At 52.1% G+C, this 25,454-nt stretch carries 24 protein-coding genes, 1 tRNA gene and 2 pseudogenes; 22 read left to right on the top strand and 5 right to left on the bottom strand.

Annotation, left to right across the window (positions count from 1 at the left end):
* Positions 1-103: 103 nt before the first annotated feature.
* Positions 104-180: transfer RNA gene (locus DFR47_RS19985), tRNA-Met, on the top strand.
* Between the two features lie 43 nt (positions 181-223).
* Positions 224-418, top strand: coding sequence for a hypothetical protein (locus DFR47_RS22305; protein WP_342633983.1), 195 nt, complete (start codon positions 224-226; stop codon positions 416-418).
* Between the two features lie 333 nt (positions 419-751).
* Here DFR47_RS22305 and DFR47_RS22310 read toward each other — a convergent pair.
* Positions 752-1,792 (bottom strand): annotated as a pseudogene (locus DFR47_RS22310) (recombinase family protein); the annotation flags it as partial.
* A gap of 19 nt (positions 1,793-1,811) precedes the next feature.
* Complete coding sequence (locus tag DFR47_RS19995) at positions 1,812-2,003, bottom strand: hypothetical protein (protein ID WP_245416658.1); 192 nt, start codon at positions 2,001-2,003, stop codon at positions 1,812-1,814.
* A gap of 294 nt (positions 2,004-2,297) precedes the next feature.
* Between DFR47_RS19995 and DFR47_RS20000 the strand changes: the two genes are divergently transcribed.
* Positions 2,298-2,600 (top strand): hypothetical protein, encoded by a 303-nt coding sequence (locus DFR47_RS20000; protein ID WP_009450601.1) that lies wholly within the window; start codon positions 2,298-2,300, stop codon positions 2,598-2,600.
* Positions 2,597-3,028, top strand: a complete 432-nt coding sequence (locus DFR47_RS20005; protein ID WP_009450599.1) for a PIN domain-containing protein — start codon at positions 2,597-2,599, stop codon at positions 3,026-3,028. Before DFR47_RS20000 ends, DFR47_RS20005 begins: the two co-directional genes overlap by 4 nt.
* Here the strand turns inward: DFR47_RS20005 and DFR47_RS20010 are convergent.
* Both DFR47_RS20010 and DFR47_RS20015 read right to left on the bottom strand, forming a co-directional pair.
* Positions 3,003-3,380, bottom strand: a complete 378-nt coding sequence (locus DFR47_RS20010; protein WP_113946282.1) for a hypothetical protein — start codon at positions 3,378-3,380, stop codon at positions 3,003-3,005. The two genes, DFR47_RS20005 and DFR47_RS20010, sit on opposite strands and share 26 nt — an antisense overlap.
* 21 nt (positions 3,381-3,401) lie before the next feature.
* Positions 3,402-4,055, bottom strand: a pseudogene (locus DFR47_RS20015) (DinB/UmuC family translesion DNA polymerase); the annotation flags it as partial.
* Between the two features lie 304 nt (positions 4,056-4,359).
* Between DFR47_RS20015 and DFR47_RS20020 the strand changes: the two are divergent.
* From DFR47_RS20020 to DFR47_RS20050, 7 genes are all read left to right on the top strand, one after another.
* A complete protein-coding gene (locus DFR47_RS20020; protein WP_113946284.1) occupies positions 4,360-5,208 on the top strand; it encodes an AraC family transcriptional regulator in 849 nt (282 codons plus the stop codon).
* Between the two features lie 107 nt (positions 5,209-5,315).
* The gene (locus DFR47_RS20025; RefSeq protein ID WP_113946285.1) at positions 5,316-8,285 is read left to right on the top strand and encodes a xanthine dehydrogenase family protein molybdopterin-binding subunit; all 2,970 of its coding nucleotides are present in this window, start codon (positions 5,316-5,318) and stop codon (positions 8,283-8,285) included.
* On the top strand, positions 8,282-9,109 hold the full coding sequence (locus DFR47_RS20030; RefSeq protein WP_113946286.1) for an FAD binding domain-containing protein: 828 nt from the start codon (positions 8,282-8,284) through the stop codon (positions 9,107-9,109). The genes DFR47_RS20025 and DFR47_RS20030 overlap by 4 nt, the downstream gene beginning before the upstream one ends.
* Positions 9,097-9,609 (top strand): (2Fe-2S)-binding protein, encoded by a 513-nt coding sequence (locus tag DFR47_RS20035; RefSeq protein ID WP_113946287.1) that lies wholly within the window; start codon positions 9,097-9,099, stop codon positions 9,607-9,609. Before DFR47_RS20030 ends, DFR47_RS20035 begins: the two co-directional genes overlap by 13 nt.
* Complete coding sequence (locus tag DFR47_RS20040; RefSeq protein ID WP_113946288.1) at positions 9,602-11,101, top strand: AMP-binding protein; 1,500 nt, start codon at positions 9,602-9,604, stop codon at positions 11,099-11,101. Before DFR47_RS20035 ends, DFR47_RS20040 begins: the two co-directional genes overlap by 8 nt.
* A gap of 43 nt (positions 11,102-11,144) precedes the next feature.
* Positions 11,145-11,951, top strand: a complete 807-nt coding sequence (locus DFR47_RS20045; RefSeq protein WP_113946289.1) for an enoyl-CoA hydratase/isomerase family protein — start codon at positions 11,145-11,147, stop codon at positions 11,949-11,951.
* 51 nt (positions 11,952-12,002) lie between these two features.
* The gene (locus tag DFR47_RS20050; RefSeq protein ID WP_245416659.1) at positions 12,003-13,244 is read left to right on the top strand and encodes a benzoate/H(+) symporter BenE family transporter; all 1,242 of its coding nucleotides are present in this window, start codon (positions 12,003-12,005) and stop codon (positions 13,242-13,244) included.
* Positions 13,245-13,347: 103 nt separating this feature from the next.
* On the opposite strand, the gene DFR47_RS20055 is transcribed toward DFR47_RS20050, so the two are convergent.
* A complete protein-coding gene (locus DFR47_RS20055; RefSeq protein WP_113946290.1) occupies positions 13,348-14,736 on the bottom strand; it encodes a UbiD family decarboxylase in 1,389 nt (462 codons plus the stop codon).
* Between the two features lie 104 nt (positions 14,737-14,840).
* On the opposite strand from DFR47_RS20055, the gene DFR47_RS20060 reads away from it, so the two are divergent.
* The 11 genes from DFR47_RS20060 to DFR47_RS20110 all read left to right on the top strand — a co-directional run bounded on the left by DFR47_RS20060 (position 14,841) and on the right by DFR47_RS20110 (position 25,450).
* Positions 14,841-15,755: a LysR family transcriptional regulator gene (locus DFR47_RS20060; protein WP_113946291.1), complete on the top strand. Its 915-nt coding sequence runs from the start codon at positions 14,841-14,843 to the stop codon at positions 15,753-15,755.
* 94 nt (positions 15,756-15,849) lie between these two features.
* Positions 15,850-16,452, top strand: a complete 603-nt coding sequence (locus DFR47_RS20065; RefSeq protein WP_113946292.1) for a UbiX family flavin prenyltransferase — start codon at positions 15,850-15,852, stop codon at positions 16,450-16,452.
* A 212-nt stretch (positions 16,453-16,664) separates the two neighbouring features.
* Positions 16,665-17,660, top strand: a complete 996-nt coding sequence (locus tag DFR47_RS20070; protein ID WP_113946293.1) for an ABC transporter substrate-binding protein — start codon at positions 16,665-16,667, stop codon at positions 17,658-17,660.
* 69 nt (positions 17,661-17,729) lie between these two features.
* Complete coding sequence (locus DFR47_RS20075; protein ID WP_245416660.1) at positions 17,730-18,551, top strand: ABC transporter permease; 822 nt, start codon at positions 17,730-17,732, stop codon at positions 18,549-18,551.
* A complete protein-coding gene (locus DFR47_RS20080; RefSeq protein ID WP_113946294.1) occupies positions 18,548-19,300 on the top strand; it encodes an ABC transporter ATP-binding protein in 753 nt (250 codons plus the stop codon). The genes DFR47_RS20075 and DFR47_RS20080 overlap by 4 nt, the downstream gene beginning before the upstream one ends.
* Positions 19,301-19,343: 43 nt before the next feature.
* Positions 19,344-20,138, top strand: a complete 795-nt coding sequence (locus tag DFR47_RS20085; protein ID WP_113946295.1) for an enoyl-CoA hydratase/isomerase family protein — start codon at positions 19,344-19,346, stop codon at positions 20,136-20,138.
* 6 nt (positions 20,139-20,144) lie between these two features.
* On the top strand, positions 20,145-21,311 hold the full coding sequence (locus DFR47_RS20090) for a thiolase family protein (RefSeq protein WP_113946296.1): 1,167 nt from the start codon (positions 20,145-20,147) through the stop codon (positions 21,309-21,311).
* 1 nt (position 21,312) lies between these two features.
* Complete coding sequence (locus DFR47_RS20095; RefSeq protein ID WP_113946297.1) at positions 21,313-21,729, top strand: Zn-ribbon domain-containing OB-fold protein; 417 nt, start codon at positions 21,313-21,315, stop codon at positions 21,727-21,729.
* Positions 21,730-21,744: 15 nt separating this feature from the next.
* Positions 21,745-23,304, top strand: coding sequence for a class I adenylate-forming enzyme family protein (locus DFR47_RS20100; protein ID WP_113946298.1), 1,560 nt, complete (start codon positions 21,745-21,747; stop codon positions 23,302-23,304).
* Positions 23,301-24,452, top strand: a complete 1,152-nt coding sequence (locus tag DFR47_RS20105) for an acyl-CoA dehydrogenase family protein (protein WP_170137581.1) — start codon at positions 23,301-23,303, stop codon at positions 24,450-24,452. Before DFR47_RS20100 ends, DFR47_RS20105 begins: the two co-directional genes overlap by 4 nt.
* Complete coding sequence (locus tag DFR47_RS20110) at positions 24,452-25,450, top strand: acyl-CoA dehydrogenase family protein (protein WP_113946300.1); 999 nt, start codon at positions 24,452-24,454, stop codon at positions 25,448-25,450. The genes DFR47_RS20105 and DFR47_RS20110 overlap by 1 nt, the downstream gene beginning before the upstream one ends.
* Positions 25,451-25,454: the final 4 nt, after the last annotated feature.

A 25,454-nucleotide genomic window follows, 5' to 3' on the forward strand; every position in this document is an offset into this window, starting at 1 on the left:
CCCGTTCGGCCTGAAATCGATAATCAATCGATTTCTATACGGCCTCACCTCATCAGGCTACGCCTGACTTCGCTCCCGGGCAGCAAGGCTCGACAATACTTGACGCGGGGTGGAGCAGCCCGGTAGCTCGTCAGGCTCATAACCTGAAGGCCGCAGGTTCAAATCCTGCCCCCGCAACCATCTTTACTTGCGATCCACCCCGCTCTCCGGCGGGGTTTTTCGGTTGTGCGGAAATCATAAGGATTCCAGCGAGATCGCCCTGAACGTCGATCTCCACCTTCTCATCCACCGGCGTCAGCACGATCTTGTCCACCAGCGAGCGCAGGATGTCCGCCGCCTCGATCCGCTTCTCTTCCTCTTCGTCCTGCAAGGCTTCGTAGAACTGCTGAACGCGCTTCCGGTACTGGAGCGCCATTGAGGGATGCAGCAGTGGAGGCGGCTCGTCGGCCTCGGCGAGGAACGTAACCAGCTCGGTCTTCCGAGCCTCCAGCCGCTTCATGTCTTCCACGATGGCCTCTATCGGTCCACCAGCCTTGATTGCGGTCAGCAGCTTCGCCAACTCGCGCTCGATCTTTCCGATCTCGGCTTCGGCCGATGCGATGCCGGCGCGGCCTTCCATGCGCAGACGGTTCATCTCCTGCGTGAACACCTCGCAGAAGCGGGCGAACATCTCGGGATCGACCAATCGAGTGCGAAGGGCGTTCAGCACGCGGGCTTCCAACTCGTCGCGGCGAATGTTGACTCGATTGTCGCAGGTGCCCTTGTTGCGCGCTGTCGAACAACCGATCAGCTTCTGAGAGATGGCGGAGTAGCCGCCTCCGCAGCAGGCACATTTGGTCAAACCCGAGAACAGGTATTTGGGGCGGCGACGGTAGTTCATCTTGCTGACGTCGGCGATGCCGCTCTCATCCCGTTCGGTCCGCATTTCGCCTTGGCGGGCTTTCACGGCGTTCCAGAGGTCGTCATCGAGGATGCGCAGCTCGGACGCCTCCTGAATGACCCATTCCGATTCCGGGTTGGGTCGTGCTTGACGCCTGCCGGTATCGGGGTCTTTGACGAAACGCTGGCGATTCCAGACGATCTTGCCGACATACATCTCGTTGTTGAGGATGCCGTTCCCGCGTTTCGGATTGCCGTTGATGGTGCTGAAACCCCAATGCCCACCGGAAGGGGCGGGAATACCATCCTTGTTCAGGGCAAAGGCGATGGTCTTGGCCGATTTGCCAGCAGCATAGTCACGGAAGATGCGGCGCACGACTTCGGCCTGCGCCTCGTTGATGGTGCGGTCGCCCCGGATCGGCTCACCGTTGGCATCTAACTTCTTCACCACATCGTAGCCGTAGGAATTGCCGCCGCCGGACTTGCCGGCCTCGACGCGGCCGCGTTGCCCTCGGCGGGTCTTGTCGGCCAAATCCTTCAGGAACAGCGCATTCATCGTGCCCTTGAGCCCGACATGCAACTCGCTGATCTCACCCTCCGACAGGGTGAACATCTTCACGTCGGCATAGCGCATGCGCTTGTAGATGCCGGCGATGTCTTCCTGGTCACGGCTGATCCGGTCCAGTGCCTCGGCCAGGATCATGTCGAACCGGCCTCGCGCGGAATCCATGATCAGCGCCTGGATGCCGGGACGCTGGATCATGCTGGAGCCTGAGATGGCGTGATCGGAATATTCCTCGACGACCGTCCAGCCTTCCTTTTCCGCCCGCAGGCGGCACATGCGGAACTGGTCGGCGATGGACGCCTCGCGCTGGTTGTCGGACGAATAGCGGGCGTAAATCGCGACCTTCAATGCACTTCTCCCCGAAGCATCAGGAGGGGCGCTTCCTCCGCCGCTTCATCATCTGAACTTCCTCGGCGTAGCACTCCCGCGCCGCCTGACGAGCCAGGAAATCGACCAGACGCAGAAGACGTGGATCGGGATCGCCCCGCGATGTGAACGTCAGCTCCGGCTCTTCCAGCAACATAGATTCGAGCAGCGCTTCGCGCTCGCTTCCAGTCATCTTGGATTTGTTTCCGGGGGCTCGCAAGGTCATAACTTGCAGCATCCCCGGCGTTTCTGACGTAAGCAACTGAAATCAAAGCCGTATAATTGGCGGCGGCCGGGGCGACAACGGCGGCGTTGTCGCGCTCGGGCGAAGCATGGCGTGCCACAGCATATGGAAAATACTGGCGGGAACGCGCAGTATTCTTCTGCACAAATGGCCTGTGGTGCGAGTCTCGTGGCATCGCTGACATCCCTTGTTTACAAGGCCGACATCGGCTATATGTCAGGATATATAACACGGAGGCCAGCCATGAGCAATGCCGCACAGAAGAGAGCGATCGAGAATTACCGGACACGCCTGACGCAGCGTGGCTTCAAGCGCTTCGAGGTTCTGGCGCTGGAAGCCGACCGTGAGCTGATCCGGTCGCTTGCCCGGCATCTGGCCGAGGAGGGGCCGGAAGCGGAAGAAGCCCGGCAGACCATCAAGGCTCTGGTTGCCGGCGAGCCGCCGAAATCTGGGGACATCCTGTCGGCCCTGCGCCGCTCGCCTCTGGTCGGCGCCGATCTCGACCTGTCGCGGCCGCGCGAGGAAGGGCGCCGGGTCGACCTGTGACGCGCTACCTCCTCGATACGAACATCCTCAGCAACATCGTCAAGCCGCAGCCGTCGGAATCGCTACTGGCGTGGTGGGCGGAGCAACGCGACGAAAACCTGTTCGTCGCCTCGTTGACCATCGCAGAAATTCGGCGTGGCGTTCTCGAAAAGCCACGCGGCAAGAAGCGCGATGCTCTCGATGCCTGGTTTTCGGGACCGGAGGGGCCGCAAGAGTTGTTCGCCGGCCGCATTCTCTCGTTCGATGACAAAGCGGGCCTGATCTGGGCGCGATTAATGGCGGACGGCAAGGCCGCTGGCCGCCCGCGCAGCGCTCTCGACATGATCATCGCTTCTGTCGCAGGTGCAAACGACTGCATTGTGGTTACGGACAACGAGAAGGACTTTGCCGGGCTGGAGTTCGTCAATCCGCTGCGTCCGGTGGAATGATCCCCGGCAGACCGGGATCAAGAACGGGTTCGTCCCATTTGCGTGCGACGCCGAGCCAGCGGTCCACGAACGCCTGAAACTCGGGCTCTCCGAAGCGGAGCTGGAACGTATAGAGGCGATTGACCACCTGGCGCATCAGATCGCGCATCTCGTCGTCGTCAATGCGCGAAAGCTCTTGCCATGGGATCTGGTTGCCGTCGGCATCGACGACGAAAACATCGGAGAAATCTCCGGCATTCGTTACCGGCACGCGTCCCGCATGGATGTTCTCCAGCATGGTGTTGCGTTCGCAGATCATGGCCATCGCCTTGGCGAGTTGGGCCGCAATCCTCTCCTCGTCCCGCCGCTTCATCCGGCCACTCCCGTTCGGTTTCTACAGACCCGGCAGTCCGAGGCTGAGTTGCCGGACGACATCTTCGTCTCTTTCCGGCTCCAATGAGGATAGCGTCACGCCAAGAAGCCGCACACCCTTTTCGACCGGGAACAGCGGTTCCAGAAGCACCGACGCGATCGCGGTGAGTTCGTCCGCTCCGCGCAATCCGCGCTCGACTGTCCGGCTGCGGGTGATCTGCTGGAAGTCGGCGTATTTGACCTTGAGCGTCACGGTGCGGCCGGTCAGCGCCTTGGCCTCGCAACTCCGCCAGACCTTGGCCGATAGCGTGTCGACCTCTTGCCTTGCCGGTTCGAGATCGGCAATGTCCTCTGTGAAGGTGTCCTCGGCGCCGATGGACTTGCGCTCGCGATGGGGTTCCACCGGGCGATGGTCGATCCCGCGCGAGATGCGGTAATACCATCCGCCCGACTTCCCGAAATGCTCGCGCAGGAACTCGGCCGATTTCCCGCGCAGATCGGCGCCGGTCAGGATGCCAAGGCGTTCCATCTTCGCTGCCGTCGCAGGGCCGACACCATGGAACTTCTTGACCGGCAGCGCGGCCACGAACGCCGCGCCGCGCGCCGGCGTGATGACCGCCTGCCCGTTGGGCTTGTTCAGATCGCTCGCCATCTTGGCGAGGAACTTGCAGTAGGTGCAGCATGTTGGTATGACTAGGGTTGTTTATATTACGTAAATGCCTTTTTCGTGATGCTAACCAAATTTTACAAATAGTCGGTACTATTGAGGGTGGCTTTATTCCTCATTTCCATTTGGTCAGTCCCATCAAGTCATCCGGGCGAATGGAAAGACATATTGGTAGTGGAGACTTGTTGAGTTTCAAATATTGCAATCGTTATATTTATGTGTATATAGCGATTGGCAGTATTTGAATGAAATGTATTAGATCATGTAGTGTGCGTGCTGTTGCAAGGCTAAGTGCTCGTCGCTATATTGAGGCATGTCTGATGCATTAAGGATAGCAAGTGGTCGCTTCGGGAGGGTGGCTCTACTTGATATGGACAAACCTCTCGTACGCCATGCGCATCCGCATTGTCACGTCCTGCTGAAGGTAGAGGGCGCGGATACCCAATTCTCTGTAAAAGACAGCTTGGTTCCTCTGACGGATGAAAGTGCAGTGCTCATCAATTCGTGGGAGCCGCATGCCTATGAACATAACTGCATGATGCCCAAAACAATTATTTTGGCTCTGTATGTTGAACCAAAATGGCTCAGTTATTTCCGGCCAAACTGGGCGGCGAGCAATTCTCCTGACTTTTTTGAGAAGAATGTTGGCGCGATTACGCCGCACATTCATAGCCTTACACGTACTCTGGCCGAAGCTATGATGTACGAACCTGAAAACGCCAAATACCATGAGACACTGCTTGCCGATTTGATGATCGCAGTGATCGAACGGTTTACGGCGTGGAAGGATGTGCAGGTCTCGGTTCGCGATATTGCAAGCCTGACATCTATTGATTTCAGAATCCGCAAGGCGATCCGGTTGATGAAGGAAGCACCGGAAACCATTGCCGATTTGGACGGATTGGCTTCTAGCGTTGGTCTTTCCCGCGCACATTTTTATCGGCTGTTTGAAAGCGCTACGGGCGTTAGTCCGCGTATCTATATTAATGTCCAGAGGGTAGAGCAGGCTGTGATGGCACTATCTGACGGGTCGGTTCCGCTGGCGACAGTCGCTGATAGGCTCGGCTTTTCAGCCTCGTCACATTTCTCGAGATTTTTCCATGATAATGTCGGATCTACACCCAGTAGCTTTCGAAGTGCATCATTTCTCGCCAGCAAATAATGAGACGATTTGGTAATTCGTAAGACAACCGGGCATCGAAACTGCATCTTTAAAATTTCATAATCTCTTGTAGGCGCGGCTTAAAAAGCGCTGCAGGGGATTGGTGAATGAATAGGCCTGAGAGCTCAAATAAATTTTTGGGTCAGTCTGTTGAACGTGTAGAAGACGCAAGTCTTTTGCTCGGGCGTGGCCGTTACATCGACGATTTACCCATTCGCAAAGATACAGCATATCTGGCAATCCTGCGGTCACCTCATGGTCATGCGCAATTGATATCGATTGATGTCAGTTCTGCTCTGGCTTTAGAGGGTGTGCATACCGTTATCACCGGTGAGGAGATCGCAAATTATACGCGCAGCCTCACCGTTGGCGTGAAAGCGAATGTTGAATGCTGGCCAATTGCACGTGACAGAGTGCGCTATGTTGGTGAGCCAGTAGCGCTTGTTGTTGCTGACACGCGATATATTGCAGAAGACGCACTGGAACTCATTGCCGTTGAATATGAAATTCTGCCGTCAATCATCGATCCGGAAGCCGCCTTGTTGCCGGATGCCGTCATCTTACATCCAACTCTTGGCACCAATCTGATCAATGAACGAAAGTTTCGCTATGGTGATCCAGAAGCGGCTTTTGAGCGCGCTGAACACCGTGTCTCCATTCGAATTGCCTATCCCCGTAATTCCTGTACGCCAATTGAAACTTATGGCCTCATTGCCGAATATAATCCGGGCGATGATGCCTATGATATTACAGCAAATTTTCAGGGGCCGTTTTCTATTCATGCGGTGATTTCCCGTGCTTTAAACACACCGAGCAACCGTGTGCGGTTAAGGACGCCACCAGATTCAGGCGGCTCCTTCGGGGTTAAGCAGGGGGTGTTTCCGTATATCATTTTAGCGGCCGTTGCTGCACGTATTGCGCAAAAGCCGGTCAAGTGGATTGAAGATCGCCTTGAGCATCTTACTGCATCTGTATCGGCTACAAACCGCGTTACGACCCTTGAAGCCGCTGTATCTGCGCAAGGCAAGATCCTCGCGCTGGACTGGGATCAACTTGAGGATTGCGGCGCACATTTACGCGCACCGGAGCCTGCAACATTATATCGAATGCACGGCAATATGACCGGTGCATACGATATCCAGAATGTCTGTATTCGAAATCGGGTTGTCCTGACGAATAAAACACCGACAGGCCTCAATCGCGGATTTGGCGGCCCGCAAGTGTATTTCGCACTTGAGAGATTGGTTCATCGCATTGCCGATGAACTTGGTTTGGACCGACTGGACGTCATTCGTACAAATTTGATACAGGCGCATGCCTTCCCATATCGCACTGCAACCGGAAGCCTTTATGATTCCGGCGATTATCAGGCGGCATTAGAGCTTGCGGTGAAAGATGGTGGTCTATCCGCGCTTTACGAAAAGCGTGACCGGCTGCGCTCAGAGGGGCGCATTTATGGCATCGGGCTAACAGCTGCCGTTGAGCCAAGTGTTTCCAATATGGGATATATCACGACCGTATTGACCCCGCAGGAACGCACTAAGGCCGGGCCTAAGAATGGATCGCAGGCTGTGGCAACTCTTTCGATTGATCCATTGGGGGCTGTTATCATCAAGGTTGCTTCTGTTCCGCAAGGACAGGGGCACAGAACTGTCTTGGCGCAAGTTGTTGCTGATAAGCTTTCGCTGCCGTTTGCATCAATCCGGGTCAATACTGAGCTTGATACCAATAGAGATGCATGGTCGATCGCCTCAGGCAATTATGCCAGCCGGTTTGCCCCAGCAGTCGCAGGTGCTGTCGCGCTTGCAGCGGATAAAGTTCGTCACAAACTCATAGCCATTGCTGCACATATGCTCAGTGAAACACCTGAGGCAATCCGCTTGGAAGACGGCGCTTTCATTCACAAAGATGATCCAAACCGCCGGATCTCTTTTGCCCGTGTTGCCGCCGCCAGTCATTGGGCGCCCGGTACGCTTCCTGACAGTGTTGACCAGACGATTCAGGAAACTGTTTTCTGGACACCGCCTGAGCTGGTTGCCCCGACACAGGAAGATGGCATCAACTCATCACTGTGCCATGGGTTTATTTTCGATTTCTGCGGCATTGAGATCGATCAAAACACAGGTTCAATTCATATCGATAAATATGTGACCATGCATGACTGCGGGACAATTTTGCACCCGGGTATGGTGGACGGCCAAGTGCGCGGCGCATTTGCGCAGGCTGTCGGCGCATCGCTGTTTGAAGAATATACCTATGGTTCTGATGGAAGTTTTCAGGCCGGTACGCTGGCTGATTACCTGATACCTACCGTGATGGAAGTGCCAGATCTGCATATCATGCATTTTGAGACACCTTCACCATTTACGCCGCTCGGCGCTAAAGGGGTTGGTGAAGGCAATTGTATGTCAACGCCTGTCTGTATCGCGAATGCGATTGCAGATGCTTTGAGCATCAGAGATGTCACTTTACCTGTCACACCAAGCGTCTTGGCTGAATATATCTTTGAGGAAGAAAAACCATCCTCAAAACCTGCCGGTCAAGTGGAGGCCATCTCTGGCAATGCCAGCGACCGTAAGCTGACCGGTGAGGGCAGTGCAATGGTTGCCATGCCGCGCGATAAAGTTTGGGACCTGCTACTCGATCCGAAGACCCTTCAGGCGGTGATCCCCGGCGCCCATGACGTGCGGAAAATTTCAGATACGCATTACCGGGCTGAGGTAACGCTTGGTGTTGGCCCTGTCAAAGGCCGTTATAAAGCGGATATCAAGCTGTCAGACATGCAAAAGCCAGAGAAGGTGACACTTTCCGGTGGCACAGAAGGTGCGTTGGGCTCCGGTAAAGGGGTGGGACGCATTACCTTAACTGAAGCCGATGGCGGTACACGCATTGATTACACTTATGAGGCGGCGGTCGGCGGAAAAGTTGCATCTGTCGGCGGACGCTTACTCGATGGCGCTGCCCGCGTTGTCATTGGCCAGTTTTTCCAGTCATTAGCCCGATTTATTGGTGGTCCAGGCCACCAGAAGACAGGTTTTATCGCGCGTATAATCCGTTTCTTCAGGAGGCAGTCATGAAGCCTTTTTCATTTGATTATTGCCGTCCTGAGAGCATCGAAGAGGCCGCAAATATCTTGTTTGAAGCTGGCAGCGAAGCCCGGATACTTGCAGGCGGCCAGTCTTTGGTGCCAATGCTTAATATGCGCTTGGCCAAGCCAGCCGTGCTGATTGATATCATGCATATCGAGAGCCTGTCCAAGATCAGCGATGGGGCGAAAGAGGTTGTTGTTGGTGCTGGTGTTCGTCAGGCAAGCCTGGAAAAATGGTCAGGGCTGTCAACCAAGCTGCCTCTTCTGGCCGTAACAATGCCGTGGATTGGTCATGTGCAAACGCGATCACGCGGCACGGTTTGCGGATCAGTTGCGCATGCCGATCCAAGTGCTGAGCTTCCGCTTTCTCTTCTGGCATTAGATGGCAGTGTGACTGTTCGCTCCAAGAAAAATATCCGAAAAATTAAAGCGGCAGACTTCTTCATTGGCATGATGGCCACCGATCTTGGCGATCAGGAAATGATTGAAAGTGTTTCCTTTCCGGTGGCTATTACAGGTGCCGGTTATGCTTTCAAAGAGATTGCCAGACGTCACGGGGATTTTGCAATCGTTGGCTGTGCAGCAATCGTCTCGAAAGACGCAACCCGATTAGCAATTTCAGGGGTTGATGATCATCCTCGCGTCTTTAGTTTGCCCAAAATTGACACCGACCAGTTCGATGACGCACTCAACGATATCGCCTGGGACTTGAATGCCCGCAGCGATACGCATGCCAGCGCGCGCTACAGGCGGGAACTGGTGCGCCGTCTTGGAAAGCAAACGCTTTTGGAGGCGTATAAATGTCAAAATTAATCGCAGGCAAGAAGCATCCGGTTTCCTTCACGCTGAATGGGCGGAGTGTCACGGTAGAAGCAGAAAACAGAATGCTTTTATCGGATTTACTTCGCCATGAGTGTGGTGCAACCGGAACACATGTTGGATGCGAGCATGGCGTTTGTGGCGCATGCACCGTTCAAATTGACGGTGTATTAGCGCGAGCCTGTCTGACAATGGCCGCTCAAGCCGCAGGCACAACTATCCGTACAGTTGAGTCCCTAGCGGAAGACCCCATGGAATTAACGCCTCTTCAGGCGGCCTTTAAAAAATATCATGGTTTGCAGTGCGGGTTCTGTACGCCTGGAATACTCATGTCGCTCGATCACTTGCAGACAATAAACCCACATGCAGGGAAAAGTGAAATTGAAGACTACCTGTCGGGGCATTTATGCCGTTGCACAGGTTATGCAAGCATAGTGGAGGCAGCAATTTCTGCATTTAATGAACAGATGAGGGGAGAGGATCGGAATGTTTGATTTGGGCACAAGTTTTAAAGCAAGTGTTCTTCGCGATCCGAATACAGTGGCGATCGTGGATGGGGATACACGACTTACTTACCAGCAGTGGTATCGTAAAGTATCAAGCATTGTTGCGAGCCTTGATGGTTTTGGGCTTGTAAATGGCGATCACATTCTTGTCGTTATGCAAAATCGCTGGGAATATGCATCCTTGCATTGGGCTTGTCAGTTTCGCGGGATCATCGTCACGCCTCTTAATTGGAGAGCGAAAACAGACGAAATTGATTACGCTGTTACCGATGCCCATGCAAAAGCAATATTTTACGAGGATGCTACAGCAGAAGCCGTATTGAGCTCTGTTGAAGCGGGCAAAATACCCAATATCTGTACCAATAAGCTGCATGAGATCATGCAGGCCTCAGCACCAGATGCAGAGCCGCACGCTGATGCCAATGACTGGTCGCTGATGCTTTATACGTCAGGGACGACTTCAAAACCCAAAGGGGTTCCAAGGCGGCATCGTGCCGAGCGGGCGGGTGCATTGGCTCATGTCGCCCAGAATCTATACAGGAACGGAGAAATCACCTTAGGCGTCATGCCGCTCTATCATACGATGGGGGTTCGCTCACTTCTTGCGTCTTCATTGACGGGCGGTACTTTCGTGTGTTTGCCACGATTTGATGCAGGTAAAGCGATTGATCTGATCGAGCAGGAAAATATTACCAACCTGTATTTGGTGCCAACGCTTTATCATGATGTTGTGCATCATCCTGAATTCACACCGGAACGCGTCAAGTCTGTCACGAAATTAGGCTATGCAGGGGCCTCAATGACAGACGGTCTGCTGAAGAAACTAAATGAGACTTTTGCGCCTGATTTATTCGTAAACCATTATGGTTCTTCCGAGATTTATACATTTACGATTGATCAGAAAGCCGCTTTGAAACCTGGCTCTGCTGGTCGCTCCGGTATCAATCAAATGATCCAGGTTGCCAAGCTGGGGGCGAACTCGCCAACAGACCTTGCTGACACGCGTGAAGAGGGTGAGATCATTGCTTCTCTAAAGGGTGATGAGGCATTTGAGGGGTATTGGAACCGTCCGGAAGCCGACCTTAAAGCCCTGAAAGATGGCTGGTACTTCACAGGCGACACCGGTTTTGTCGACGAAGATGGCGATCTGTTCGTCACCGGCCGCGTTGATGACATGATCATTACTGGTGGTGAGAATGTATCACCGGTAGAAGTTGAAAGCTTCTTATCGCTCCATCCAAATGTTGATGAAGTTGCCGTTGTCGGCTTGCCGGATGAACGCTGGGGACAACTGGTAACAGCATTCGTCAAAAAGAATGGCGAAATTACCTCTGAGCAGCTCGATCAGTATTGCAGAGGTTCCAATCTGGCGAACTTCAGGCGGCCGCGTCAGTTTATCTTCGTAAAAAATATTCCAAAATCACCAGTCGGGAAAGTCTTGCGCCGGATGCTTGTCGCCGGTGATTACACACCTGAATAAAATATCATCAAAATTAGTAATGCATGAGAATGAGGCAATCCCAATGGAAGTGAACGCACAATTTAATGACCCGCGTCTGGAGAAACTCGATGGTTTCACCGTTACAATTAACAGTGAAAGTCAGCGTGCAAATATTACACTGAACCGTCCCCCATATAATGTTGTCTCAATGGTTGAGCGGGATCAGCTGCGTCTTGTTTTTGAAGCCCTGGATGAAGACGAGAGCATCCGCATCATCGTTGTTTCCGGCGAGGGAGAACACTTTTCTTCTGGCGGACACATCAAGGGATTTTTGGAATCCAGCCCTGAACATGTCTCCAAACTTGCATGGAACATTGCAGCTCCTGCACGTTGTTCCAAGCCGGTTATTGCTGCAAACCGTGGTTATTGTTTCGGCGTTGGTTTTGAACTGTCACTGGCATGCGATTTCCGCATCGTGACAGAAACAACACGTTATGCACTGCCTGAGCAGAAACTTGGTCAGATCCCAGGTTCCGGTGGTTCGGCACGCTTGCAAAAAATGGTTGGCGTTACACGCACTAAAAATATCGTTATGCGTTCAAAACGTATAACCGGCCAGCAGGCCTATGATTGGGGGATTGCCTCAGAAATCGTAAGCAATGACGATCTTGAGAAAGCGGTTGATGATCTCGTCGCTGAACTGCTCACATTCTCCCCATTGGCACAGCGCACAGCCAAGAAACTGCTCAATGATACAGATGATGCACTGTTGTCGACTGCAATTGAACTTGAAGGCCATTGCTACAGTCGTTTGCGTTCATCGGAAGACTTCAAGGAAGGCGTTACAGCGTTCCATGAAAAGCGTGAGCCAAAATTCACCGGAAAATAAAACCAATAATAATAAAGGAGCAGCCTGAGAGCTGCTCCAGAGGGAGCGTCAATGGGAACGATGTATGAGCGCAGTATTATTGAACGCGGGCCAGGATATGCCGCGGGAATAAGAGATTTTTCAAAATACCTGAATATCAAAACCGTAAGTGCTGGCTTTGTCGCCGCTATTTTTGGTTGTTCCGGCCCTGCATTGATTGTGATAGGTGCTGCCGGGGCAGGAAATCTGACAAATGGACAGACGGTAGCGTGGCTGTTTTCCATCTATTTTCTGGGCGGACTGATCAGTCTGATTATGGCGCTTTATTATAAGCAGCCCATTTCAGGTGCTTATTCTATTCCCGGTGCAGCGCTGGTGGCCGGTTCTTTGGTCAGTATACCATTCGATCAGGCTGTTGGTGGTTTCATCCTTGCGGGTGTCATTGTTTTACTTCTTGGTGTGACAGGACTGATCGGTAAGATCATGCGCTGGCTGCCGATGCCGATTGTTATGGCAATGATTGCAGGCGCGCTGATCAGATTTGCGACAGGGACTGTGACGGCAGCAGGAGCAGCACCGATCATCGCTGGCTCTGCTATCGCTGCGTTCTTCATATCCATGCGTTTTATCAAGGTAGTGCCACCGGTTTTATCTGCATTGCTTGTCGGATTTATCGCGGCCTATGCAACGGGATCACTCGGTATCGCTGAAAGTGTTGTCACTTTTGCGGCGCCTGAATTTACATGGCCTACTTTTACGATTGATGCATTTTTTGCCATTGCTGTACCATTGGCACTGCTGGTGATCGGTGCTGAAAATGCGCAGGCGATTGGGGTGCTTATGACAGAAGATTACAAGCCGCCAATTAACGCCATGACTGTGATTTCAGGTATTGGTGGTATTGCTGCAGGTTGTTTAGGTGGTCATAACGCCAATATTGCGGGCCCGATGACAGCGATCTGTTCTTCTGAGCAGGCCGGATCGGATAAAGCAGGACGTTATGCTGCATCTGTTGTGAACGGCGTATTGTTCATGTCATTCGGACTGGTTTCAGGGCTTGCAGTGCCACTGGTATTGGCCTTGCCTGCTCCTTTGATTGCGACTGTTGCAGGGTTGGCGATGATCGGCGTATTGCTTACGGCATTTCAAAATGCCTTTGGCAAGGATCATGGAAATCAAATTGGAGCATTTGTAGCTCTGGCTGTGGCCATGTCCAATATTTCATTGCTTGGCATTAGTGCAGCTTTCTGGGCGCTGGTCTTTGGTGTCGTCGTGTCATTGGTTGTGGAAACAAAGACCTACAAACCTGCATAAATACAAACCTGAACGTTGCCCTAAGACTTTGAATGTGTGGCAACGTTCAACTTTATCCCCGTTATTTGACAAGTTTATTATATTTAGATCTCACGCTGAGCTTTCAGAGAATTGCTGATAGTTCAGCGTGGGGGGCGATGACTGTATCAAGGTCTATTTCCATTTCACCGGGCACACGAATTTTGGTGAATTTAAATTCAGGCGCGCCGAACGGAACTGTTGCATCCAGTCCCATTTTGGATCCAAAGCCATCGTCGGTTGATGGATCGAGTTTTGAACCTTGTGCTCCACCAATGATGATGACGTCCCGGTCAGCTTGAAAGCGTGTGGCTATTGCCCATGCGACACTGCGTTCGTCATAAATATCCACATCCTCATCAACGACGACCACATGTTTAATATCATAATGAGCAGCAAAAGCAGCAGCTATGATATTTTTGGCTTCGCCGCGGTTGCGCTTTTGGAGTTGCACGACAAGATGGTATCGGCCTACACCGCCAAGTGTCAGATGGACGGCTTTGACATTGGAAAAACTAGCCTGAATGGTGCTGAGTATCGTCGCTTCACGTGGCAGGGCACCCAGAAGTAAATGCTCTAGGGCACCACCAACGATGGTGTGAAACAATGGGTTCTCTCGATGCGTAATACGATCGACGGCGATCACATGGCGCTCAGCGCGTTCGCCGTAGTATTGTGGAAATTCGCCGAATGGACCCTCTGGCGCTCGTTTTTGAGCCAAAAGGCGACCTTCTATGACGATTTCCGCATCGGCTGGGACGCGGATCTCGGAGCCGATGCATTTGGTCACCGCCAGAGGCGTTCCGTTGAGTGCGCCAGCGACCTCCAGCTCATCGTGATCAATAGGTAAGATTGCTTGTGATGCCATCAGGCAAGACGGGCTGCAGCCCACAACAATTGCCACATCCAGATCAGCTCCGGTGGATTCAGCCTCGTTGAAAAAGGCAAGCGTATGTCGTGGGAGAAGTAGAACGCCAAGTTCGCGCGGACCTGAGACTTGCAACCGGTGAATGGCAACATTCTGGATACCCGTGCGAGGGTTACGGGCAATTAGCAGGCCAGCAGTAATATAGGAGCCGCTGTCAAATTCGTTATGTACCGGAATTGGTAGCCGACCGAGTAAATCGCCGTCCTCAACAATAATTTGCTGGCAAGCTGCGTTATCAACTTGGTGCCACGGCAGGGGGCTTGCCGCAGCACGCTGGAACGCTTTCACAAGTTCGCTGGATTTAACGCCGAGGGCTTCTGCCATCCATGACCGATCCGACAAAAGGCCGGAAATGACTGTTATCCCTGTTCCACCGGCATCAGGGAATGCTGTGGCTTTGGTGCCATCCATACGGTTTGCAATGCCAGCGATCGTATGTTTGAGTTCGGTTCCAGGCTGGATAATGCAGAGCCGGTCACTGTCATGCAGGGTTTTTAGCCAGTCACGCAATTCAGGAGCTCGGCGTGCCATCGAAGAATCGGTCATGTTTTTTCCTCTTTCTACGTGGCGAAAGTTTACGTTGTAAGGACGTATAATCCCTACTAATTTAAGATGATGTTCGTAATAGCGTTTCGTGATGGGGGTGGTTTATGGAGTTGCGTCAATTAAATTATTTCATTGCAGCCTATGAGGAGGGGTCTATTACCCGCGCGGCTCAGCGTTTGAATATTGTGCAGCCTGCGATCAGCCAGCAGCTTGCAAAGCTGGAGGCCGAATTAGGCGGTGCACTGTTTCAGCGTACACCCACGGGGTTACGACCGACTTTTTTGGGAGATGATGCTTATCGATTGTTAAGGCCACTGGTGCATCAACTGCAATCAGCGCGTCATGACCTTTCAGCTGATCGATCTCGGATAGGCGGTGCGCTGGCGATCGGGGCTATTGCATCCATGGCAATGGAAATTCTTCCCGAGACCCTGATCGCTTTGGGGGCACAATATCCTGATGTTACTTTCAGGGTAACAGGCGGTTATTCAGCTGAAATGCTGGAGATGCTGCGCATTGGAAAAATTGATATTGCGATTATCAATCATACAGATAACCGGCGTACTGACTTTGTTGAAATTGAGTTGTTTAATGAGAGGCTGGCTTTCATCTGCGCGCCAGATCATCCAGTCGCCATGCAGAACGGTCGTATCCGCGCTTCTGATGTTAAGCGCCTTGTTTTGCCAACAACGCGCCATGGTTTGCGCGATGTCATTTCAATAGCAGCACGTGCAGCCGCGTTAAATCTGGATCCGCAATTGGAATGCGATGAAATTGCGACCCTTGAAAAATTCGTAGAACATGGCGGCTATGTTACTATTCTGCCGCCGATCGCTCTTTTGAGTGCCCTGACTGAGGGGCGACTTATTGCATTACCAATCGCCCCGGGTGTGCGTCGGCGCGTTGTTTGTGCTTACAGCAATAGCCGGCCGCTCAGCCGTGCCGCGGAAGTATTTATCAGAGGGTTGCGTCAGCGGCTGAATGATGTGCCGAAGGATCTCATCAGCGTGCATCCATAGTGAATCATTATGGCTTGCGTTGAGATTACTTAATGGCATCTGATTGATTTTTGTGGTGCTCTCCAATGAGACAAAAAGCTTAAGTGAGTTATCAATGGTGGGTGCGCAAACGAATAGATTGATTGTAGGTATCTCGGGAGCCTCAGGTGCTATCTATGGCATAAGATTATTAGAGTTACTGCGTGAGAGCCCTATCGAAACGCATCTGGTGATTTCTCGTGCTGCCGAAATAACGATTGCACTTGAGACGGGAAGAAAGCTTGCTGATGTTCGGGCATTGGCCGACCGCTACTATCGTTTTGAAGATGTCGCTGCTTCAATTTCTTCCGGCTCGTTTCTCACTATGGGGATGATTGTTGCACCATGCTCTGTACGCAGTCTCTCAGAGATTGCTACCGGAACAACGTCATCGCTACTGACGAGAGCTGCGGATGTTGTGCTGAAGGAGCGTCGCAAACTCGTGCTTATGTTGCGTGAGACCCCACTTCATCTTGGCCATTTACGCAGTATGACCGCTGTGACTGAGATGGGGGCGATAATATCTCCGCCGGTGCCTGCATTTTATGCCAAGCCGCAAAGTCTCACTGAAATGGTGGATCATAGTCTTGGACGCGTGTTGGATATGTTTGGGGTGGAGACAAACACTGTCCGGCGCTGGAGAGACAACCAGCCTCAAATCGCATCGCTCTCATGTTGATTGCTCAAGCTGCGGAATTGTCATTTGAAATAAGAGTGAAGCCTTCATCATCAGGCTGGAATTGTAGGTGGTTCCTATTGAAATGATAGGGGCAAATCGGCTGTTTATCGGAGTAAGTTTTAGAAGAATAAGAGACATTCTGTAATTGCGGGAGGCAAAACAGAGTGAGGCGTATTCGCTTTAAGTCTTGTTGCTCGGGAGGGAGAAAATTTATGAATAGAATGACACGCAGAACCATGCTCTGTGGAGGCGGTATCGCGGCTGCAGGTGCACTCACGGGTCTTTCATTGCCCGCTTTTGCTCAACAAAGCGAGGTGCGCTGGGCAGAGCTGAAGCCAGGTTTCACTGTTTTACTGACCGGCTTCATCAAGCATCATCGCTTGGATAAAAAGCACGGATTTTCACTTTCTACAGCGACGGAATATACGTCCGTACCCACTTATTATAGTGATTTTGATGTCGGTAATTACGATATCTGTATTGGCAGCTGGGACACCTTTGCAACGCGCTACGTTCGCGGCGTACCGTTGACATATATATGTAACGTGACCACCGCCAATATGATCAATTTCATATCACTTAAAGAGACCGGTGTGGATGATGTGTCGGTGCTGGCCGGAAAAGTTGTGGCTGCTCCTCAGTCAACCGGAACCTATCAGATGGCAAAAGCTGTTCTGGCTGAATTTAAAAAGATTGATCTTGAAGGCAGCTCGACAATCCAGAATGTGAATAATCCTGCAGCGTCGGTGTCTGTGTTGCGGGCGGGTAGTGCCAACGCCGGACTAACCTGGGAACCGAACGTTACGAATGGAATGGCCGAAGATGGTCGTATTCAGAGTATCTTTAGTATTGGTGATGCCTACACCAAGGGTACAAACGGCAAAACTCTTCCCTATTTCGGCGTCGCGGTTCGCAATGAATTGCTAGCAACCGATCCACAGATCGGGGTCAAAATTGATGCGATGTTCCGTGACTGTATCGAGGGTATTCTGAGTGACGTGCCAAGTGCAGTGACTGTTGTCGGAGAAGCAACAGGCTTCCGGCCTGAAGTTCTGACTGAAGCGATCGCGTCGGGACGACTGGATTTCAAATATACTTCAATGACCGATGCTGCTGCACGAGAAAATCTCAAAGCTGCTGCTGAATTCTGTGTTCGCAACGGTGCGCTTGCGGGTGTTCCGGATGACAACTTCTTCTTCCAGGGTTGAAGCTAATGTCATGTGAAATGGCATGTGCCGTTTTCTTAAGTACATGCTTACCAGTTCCCGGAGGAAATCGTGTCTCAAGCCCAAGTGCACCCGAGCCAGAATGAGCTCGAGGGTAATCCATTGCCTGTCGAGCGCAAGCTGACGCAAAGCAGCGTAATTCCTATCCTTGTCGTTGTGGCCGCGTTGACAGTTGCAATCCAGATTGCCAGTTTTTACGTCCCCCCTTATGTAATGCCATCACCGGCCGTTATTCTTGCCGCTGTCAGCGAAATTCTAACCACCCAATATCATCATATTGGTGTCACCGCTTTGCGCCTTCTTGTGGCGCTGCTTTTCGCGATGATGCTGGGGGTTCTCCTTGGTGTGATCATGGGGATCTTTCCGAAAATCCGCCCGTATTTGCACTCGCTGATCATTATCGACACTGGGATACCTGCACTGTCCTGGATGCTTTTGGCGATTTTTTGGTTTTCGCAACCAGAAGTCCGGATTTTCTTCATCTTGTCGGTTATTCTGGTGCCATTTTATGCATTGAGTATCTATGACGGCATTCGCGCTCTGTCGAACGACCTTGTCGATATGATCGAAAGCTTTCGTCCCAATCGCTGGCAGGTGCTGCGTTATCTGATCCTTCCGCATATTGTTCCCTATATCCTGTCCACCACGAAATCCGTGATCGGGTACGCGATCCGTATGGCGATTTTTGCTGAACTGGTTGCTTCTGCGATGGGGATTGGCTCGCGGATGAGTCTTGCACAATCGATGTTCCGTATTGACCAGGTTCTTGGTTGGACTGTGATCCTCGTGGTGGCGAACATATCGCTGCAAGCACTGCTCAACAGAACAGATAAGGTTCTTCTAAAGTGGCGTCCGGAGGCTTCAGTAAGATGAGCAACCAATCCATTATCAGCCTTGAAAAAGTAGGGAAATCCTATGGATCTTATCAGGTTCTCAGCAATATCTCGATGAAGGTCAACCAAGGGGAAATCGTTGCGCTCCTTGGTCAGACGGGAGCTGGAAAAAGCACTGTTATGAATATGGTCATGGGCACACAACCGACCAGCGCAGGAACAGTGCGCGTTGCGGGATATGACCCTTTTCGTGATTTTGCGAAACTACGTGGAAAAATGGCCGTCAGTTTCCAGACCGACCGGCTCTTACCTTGGCGAACAGCTGTTGAGAACTGTGAGTTAGGCCTGCTTATCTTGAAAGTCCCGCCCGCAGAAGCCCGCAAACGTGCACTGACATGGTTGTCGCGCGTCAAACTGGAAGGGGCCGCAGATAAGCACCCGCACGAACTCTCAGGCGGTATGCGCCAACGTGTTTCTCTCGCACGGGCTTTGTGTGTCGACCCTCAGCTTGTGTTGTTGGATGAGAGCTTCAGTCAGCTCGACCACGTTACCTCAAAAGAGCTGCGTCAGGATTTCGCACGTGTTGTGCGGGAGTACAACAAGACCTGTCTTTTCGTAACCCATCGTATTGATGATGCAATCGAAATGGCCGATCGCGTGATCGTGCTACGCCCAAATGTTGGCGTTGCGCTTGAAGAAAACATCAGTGCCGAAGTCTGTAAAACCCCAGAACTTGCTCAGGCATTACATGATCGGATCGCCGCCTGTATGGCGGGGGAAACTCAATAAATTATCGGGAAACACTTGGGAAATACAAGTTTGGGAGCATAGCATGAGTTATCAGGATATTATCGTTGAGCGGCAGGAAAACTGGATCGAAATCCAGATTAATCGACCTGAAAAGTTGAACTCACTACGTGAAACGACCGCGTCCGAAATTATGGAGGCAATGGCTGCGGCAGAACATGATCGCGATATACGAGCCGTTATTCTCAAAGGGACCGAAAAAGCCTTTTGCACAGGTATCGATACGTCGGAATTTACAATTGGTGACAACGAGTATTTCGATTTTTATCGAATGCGTCGGCGTAGCCGGAAAGTCAATCGCCTGTTCAGAGAGATGCCAGAATATACCAAGCCGGTGATCACTGTGATTGAAGGCTTCGCTTTGGGTGGCGGTCTGGAGCTGGCGCTTGTCGGTGACATTATTATCGCAGGTGAAAAAGCCAAGCTTGGGCTTCCTGAAATCCGCCTTGGCCTGATGCCCGGCGGTGGCGGTACTCAGACACTACCGCGTTTGATCGGTAAATCATTGGCCAAGGAACTTATGTGGACAGGTCGCCGCCTGTCGGCACAGGAAGCCAAGGAAATCCGCCTTCTCAATCACGTAACCGCCGCAGGCGAAGCCTTAGATAAGGCGCGTGAGATTGCACGCACGATTGCGGGTAATGCTCCGTTGTCGGTCATGCTCACCAAAGGGGTGATTGATCGCGGGATTGATATGTCACTTGCTGATGGTTTTGCAGCCGAGGGTGATGCGTCCTTCATGCTCTATTTTACGGGTGACCGTCAGGAAGGGCTGTCTGCTTTCCGTGAAAAGCGTGAACCTCAGTTCAAGGGAGAGTGATTAATTATGTCAAAATCAGATATCGTCATCGCGGCCTATTCGGAAACGCCTGTGCAATTCAAGTCTGGCCGCAGTGCTTATGATCTTGCAGGAGAAGCTTTCGCCCAGTTGCTTGAGCGTTCCGGCATTGCCAAGTCTGAAATTGATGGATTGTCCGTGACTGTTCCATTGAGTGAATGCAGCAATCCGTTTTTCGCGGTTTACATGAGCGAAGCACTGGGGATCTCACCAACCTGGATGAATTATGGTGGTACCGGCGGCTGCTCTGCCACCGGTGGTGTTGCCCGCGCAATGTCTGCAATCCGTGACGGTCATTGTGAAGTTGCAATGGTTATGTCGGCGGATGCTCCTTCAACACGGTGGGCAGCCAATTACGGGGCTTATCGTGGCGAGTTTCAAGATCCGCAAGGCGTGCAGGGGCCACCGGCTGTATTCGGCCTTTTGATGAGCCGCTATGCTTATCAATATGACCTTAAACCTGAAGCTTTGGCAAAGATTGCAATCACGCAGCGCAATCATGCATTGCTGAATGAAAATGGACTTGAAAAGTTTCGTAAACCTCTGAGCGAAGAGGATTATTTCGCTTCGAAAGTTATTGCTGACCCGTTGCGCGTGCTGGATTCGGTGATGTTCTGTGATGGTGCCAACGCCTTTCTTGTTATGAAACGTGAGAAGGCTGATGCGCTTGGGATCAAAACGTATGTCTATCCGACCGCCTATGCGGAACTGACCAATGTCAACGGATCGGATCCGCTGGCGGATGTAACCGAAACCGGATTTTCAAAAATCGCACCAAAAATCTGGCAGCAATCCGGGTTAAAACCGTCGGACATCTCGATGTTTCAACCCTATGACGATTTTACCATCGCCGTATTGATGAAGTTCGAGGATTTCGGGTTCTGTGGCCGGGGTGAAGGCAGTGATTTTGTCCTGTCTACTGATCTTAGCTTCAAGGGCTCTTTGCCGCTCAATACTGGTGGCGGACAGATTTCAGCGGGCCAACCCGGATTGGCAAGTGGTGGATTGAACCTTGCCGAGGCTGTTCGGCAACTTATGGGCGAGGGCGGTGAGCGTCAGGTCGCCAATCCTAAAAATGCACTTGTCACAGGTATTGGTGTTATCCCGTTCGCTCGTAACTGGGGTACCAGTGCTGCTATGATTTTGGAGGTCTGATATGTCCGAACTCGCTAATTTACGTCCAATCCCAAAACCGAATACCTTTGTTAATACCGATGCTTTTTGGGACGGAGCGCGCCGTAAGGAACTGTGGCTGCAATATTGCCTCGATACCGGCAAGTTCCAGCACTATCCGCGTCCAGTATCGATCTACACGGGTTCCCGAAACCTGGAATGGCGTCAAGTGTCCGGAAAGGGCGTTGTCTATGCCGCCACGGTCATCCGTATTCCCGGCGTCGGCCTTGAAGGCCGTACACCACTTAATACCTGCACCATCGATCTTGATGAGGGGGCGCGGCTTTTGGGCAATATCACCAATGCTGAGCCCGGTGCAGTTGCTATTGGTGCGCGGGTAGAGCTGGATTGGGAAAAGCTCGCCGATGACATCTATTATCCGGCCTTTCGGTTGGTATAACTTGGAGAGTTTGCCGTGCGTCTTGAAAATATTTTGTTCTCCCATTCTCTGAGCCAACCAGAGAAAACTGCACTTATCTGCGGAGAAAATCGGCTCAACTGGGGTGATTTGGGTAACCGGGTCCGTTCTGTTGCGCGGGGCTTGGCGGCGCGCGGCATTGGCAGTGGTGACAAGGTTATTCTCTATATGTCAAACCAGATCGAGTTCGCCGAAGCGTTTTTCGGCGTTCTCGCAACTGGAGCGGTGGTGGTTCCTGCCACAACACGTATCAGTCCCCATGAACTTGCCTATTTTCAAGCAGATAGTGGCGCAGGATTGATCATTTGTGATGCAAATCTTGCAGAAAAAGTCGCCGCTGAAGTTTCTGTGGGTGCAGAAATTTACACTGTAGGAGAGACAATCTCAGACTTTGCTGATTTTTCATGTTTGCGCCAATCTGGCACTACCCCCTTGCCACCAATTCCGCTTGAACAGGACGAAGCGGCTATTCTCTACACCTCAGGTACAACCGGTCAGCCTAAGGGTGTGGTGTTAACCCATGCGAATATCCTCGTCTGTCATGGCTATATGAATGCTGTTGAATGGGGGATTAACGGCGACGATATCTATCTCGTTGTTTCCCCCATGGCACATCGTGCCGGAATGGGGCGGATGATCAATGCACTGATGCTTGGTGGTACGCTGAATATCCTTAGCCGCTTTGATCCGGACGATGTGCTCTCCATCATTGAAAGGGAACAGGTGACTGTACTGGGTCTCGTTCCAACAATGTGCCGGATGATGATGCCGGTTCTGGAGGCAGATCCGCAACGCGCTGCCTCATTACGCCGACTGGCTGTGACGGGGGAAGCTTTTCCGGTGCCGTTGAAAGAACGGCTGATTGCCTTGCTGCCAAATCTCGAAATCGTTTCTTTCTTTGGCATGACCGAAGCAGGTGGTGTGACGGGGCTGATGCATCGTGAACAATTCACACATGCCGGCTCGGTGGGACGACCTTGCCCCGGAGTGGAAGTCAGGATCACAGACGAGGATGGCCGTGACGTTATGGATGGTGAGGCGGGAGAGCTTTTAGTTCGCGCCGGACGTCCCGGGGCTTTCACGGTGATGAAGGGATATCTGAATAACCCTGAGCAGACTGAAGCTGCATTTAGCGATGGATGGTTCCGTACCGGCGATATGGCACGCCGCGATGCTGATGGGTATCTCTATATTGTTGATCGTAAGAAAGACATGATCGTATCAGGCGGGCTCAATATCTATTCGAAAGAAGTCGAACAGACGATCACCGAACTGCCCGGTATCGCTGATGTCGCGGTCATCGCTGTCCCTGATGATGTTTTTGGTGAGAGTGTTGTGGCGGTGATTGAACCTGAAAAGGGGGCAGTTGCCCCGGATAAAAATCAGATCGTCGAACATTGCCGGCAGCGCATTGCCGGTTACAAGAAGCCCAAATATGTCCTTTACCGAAGCGAACTGCCACGCAACGCTACGGGCAAAATTCTTAAGCGTGACCTTCTGCCATGGGCGGTTGCGGAAATCACTGCGACAACGGATCAGGCGAAGGTGGCATCATGATCCGGCCAGAAACAGCAGTAGAAGCGGAGTTCCGTGCGGAGCTTCGCGGGTGGCTGGCAAAAGAGGTGCCGGCACATCTTGCCCACACGACGTTCAGGCCTGAACCTGCTGAAGCGACAGCATGGCATCGCAAATTGGCGCAAATGGGTTGGATCGCTCCGCATTGGCCTAAGGAATATGGCGGGATGGGAGCAAGTCCTGTTGAGCAGGTCATTCTCATGGAAGAACTTGCCCGTGCAGGTGCGCCGGATTTGCCGACACAGGGACTGAACCATATTGGTCCTCTCCTGATGAAATCAGGAACCCATGCGCAGAAAGAGCAGCATCTGCCGAGGATTCTTTCGGGCGATACGGTATGGTGTCAGGGCTATTCCGAACCTGAAGCCGGCTCGGATCTGGCCAGCTTGCAGACCAAGGCAAGGATTGAGGGATCGGAGCTGGTCATAGACGGACACAAAATCTGGACAACATGGGGACATCACGCGGACTGGATGTTTGCCTTGGTTCGGACTTCGCCGGAGCGACGCGATGGGATTACTTTCGTGCTCTTTCCGATGAACACACCGGGTATCACTGTTAAACCAATCAAAACCATCGCAGGTGATGAAGAGTTTGCTGAGGTTTTTTTTGATGCTGTACGGGTGCCTATAGAAAATGTTGTCGGTTCAATTGGTGGTGGCTGGAAAGTTGCGACTTCGCTTCTTGATGAGGAGCGGATGCATCTGGGCACACCGGCGCTTACTAATCGGGCCCTGGTCCGGTTACAGCGATTAGTACAGAATATGCCTGCGGTATCGCGCGATGAATGGCAAATTCGCCTTGAACAAGCGCGGGCAAAGGTTGAAGTCGTGACAGCCGCATTCCTCGATACGGCTGAGCGTTTTGAGACCGGTGTGGCGGTCGTCAACGAGTCAAGTTATCTCAAAATTCTGAACACAGAGACTGTGCAGGGGATATTAGAATTGGTGTTTGAGGCTGCCGGAGCACTTGGCGCGCGACAGGGCTCGTTAATCGAAAGTGGTATGCGGATCGATCTGAATGAAATGTATCTGCAGTCGCGCCGTTTAACTATCTATGGCGGTTCCAATGAGATTCAGAGATCTATTTTAGCCAACCGTGTGCTGGGTTTGAACGGAGGGCGCACCTGATGCCGGTATGGTCACAAGAGGATCGTCTGATTGCTGATAGCGCGGATGCGTTGTTTGCAGATACCGGCGGCCTGACCGGCCTGCGGTTGGGGAATGGGCGGACATTGGCACGCATTCGTGCTGAGGGCTGGGCGGGTGTCCTGCTCGATGAAGAACAAGGGGGGCTGGGTTTCGGACTGCGTGGCGCAGCGATTGTTATGCAGTCGGCAGGCCGTAATCTATCACCAGAACCACTCGCTGCTATGATAGCAGTCGCATGGCTGCTTGGCACGATAGGTGAAGGCACACTTGTGTCTGAGTTGATGTCAGGGCAGCAGATAATTTTGTCAGCGCACGCTCAATGGGATGGTGAACGCTATGTCACGGGGGCGATACCGGGAATAGCCGTTGCCGATCATCTGGTTGTATTCTGCTCTGATGACCAATCACTGCGCCTGATCAATTGTAAAAATGCCAAAGATCCTGAGGTTGACATTGATATATTTTCAACTGTTGATTTTGGAAGTTCGGGCGCGGCGTCCTTTGCAAAGGGTGCGGGAACGATTTTGTGCGTTGGTAAGATAGCAACGGAACTGGCTGAGAAAATTGAAGATCTGGTTCGGCTGTTCCATGCTGCTGAACTGGTTGGCATCGCAGCACAGGCGCTAACAATCGTGTCAGACTATGTCAAAATACGGCAGCAATTCGGTGTCTCCTTATCCAGCCATCAGGTTATCCAGCACCGTCTTGCATCAGTGCATGTACAAATTGCAGCTGCAGAGGCGATTGTCTATGAGGCAGTGCGTGCGGTTGATGGGGAGCAACGCCGGTTTGGGGTAAAGACTGCCTATCAGCAAGCCCGTCACGCTGCAGAGTTGTCAACCCGCGAAGCTATCCAATTTCATGGTGGAATTGGTTTTACCGATGAATGCGATATCGGGCTGTTTTTCAAACGCGTGATGGGGATTGCTGCAGCTCAAAATGGATGCTTGCCGGTGATTGAGGAGCGAGTAGCATGACTTT

It is taken from the genome of Pseudochrobactrum asaccharolyticum (assembly GCF_003314995.1).
Lineage (GTDB): Bacteria > Pseudomonadota > Alphaproteobacteria > Rhizobiales > Rhizobiaceae > Pseudochrobactrum > Pseudochrobactrum asaccharolyticum.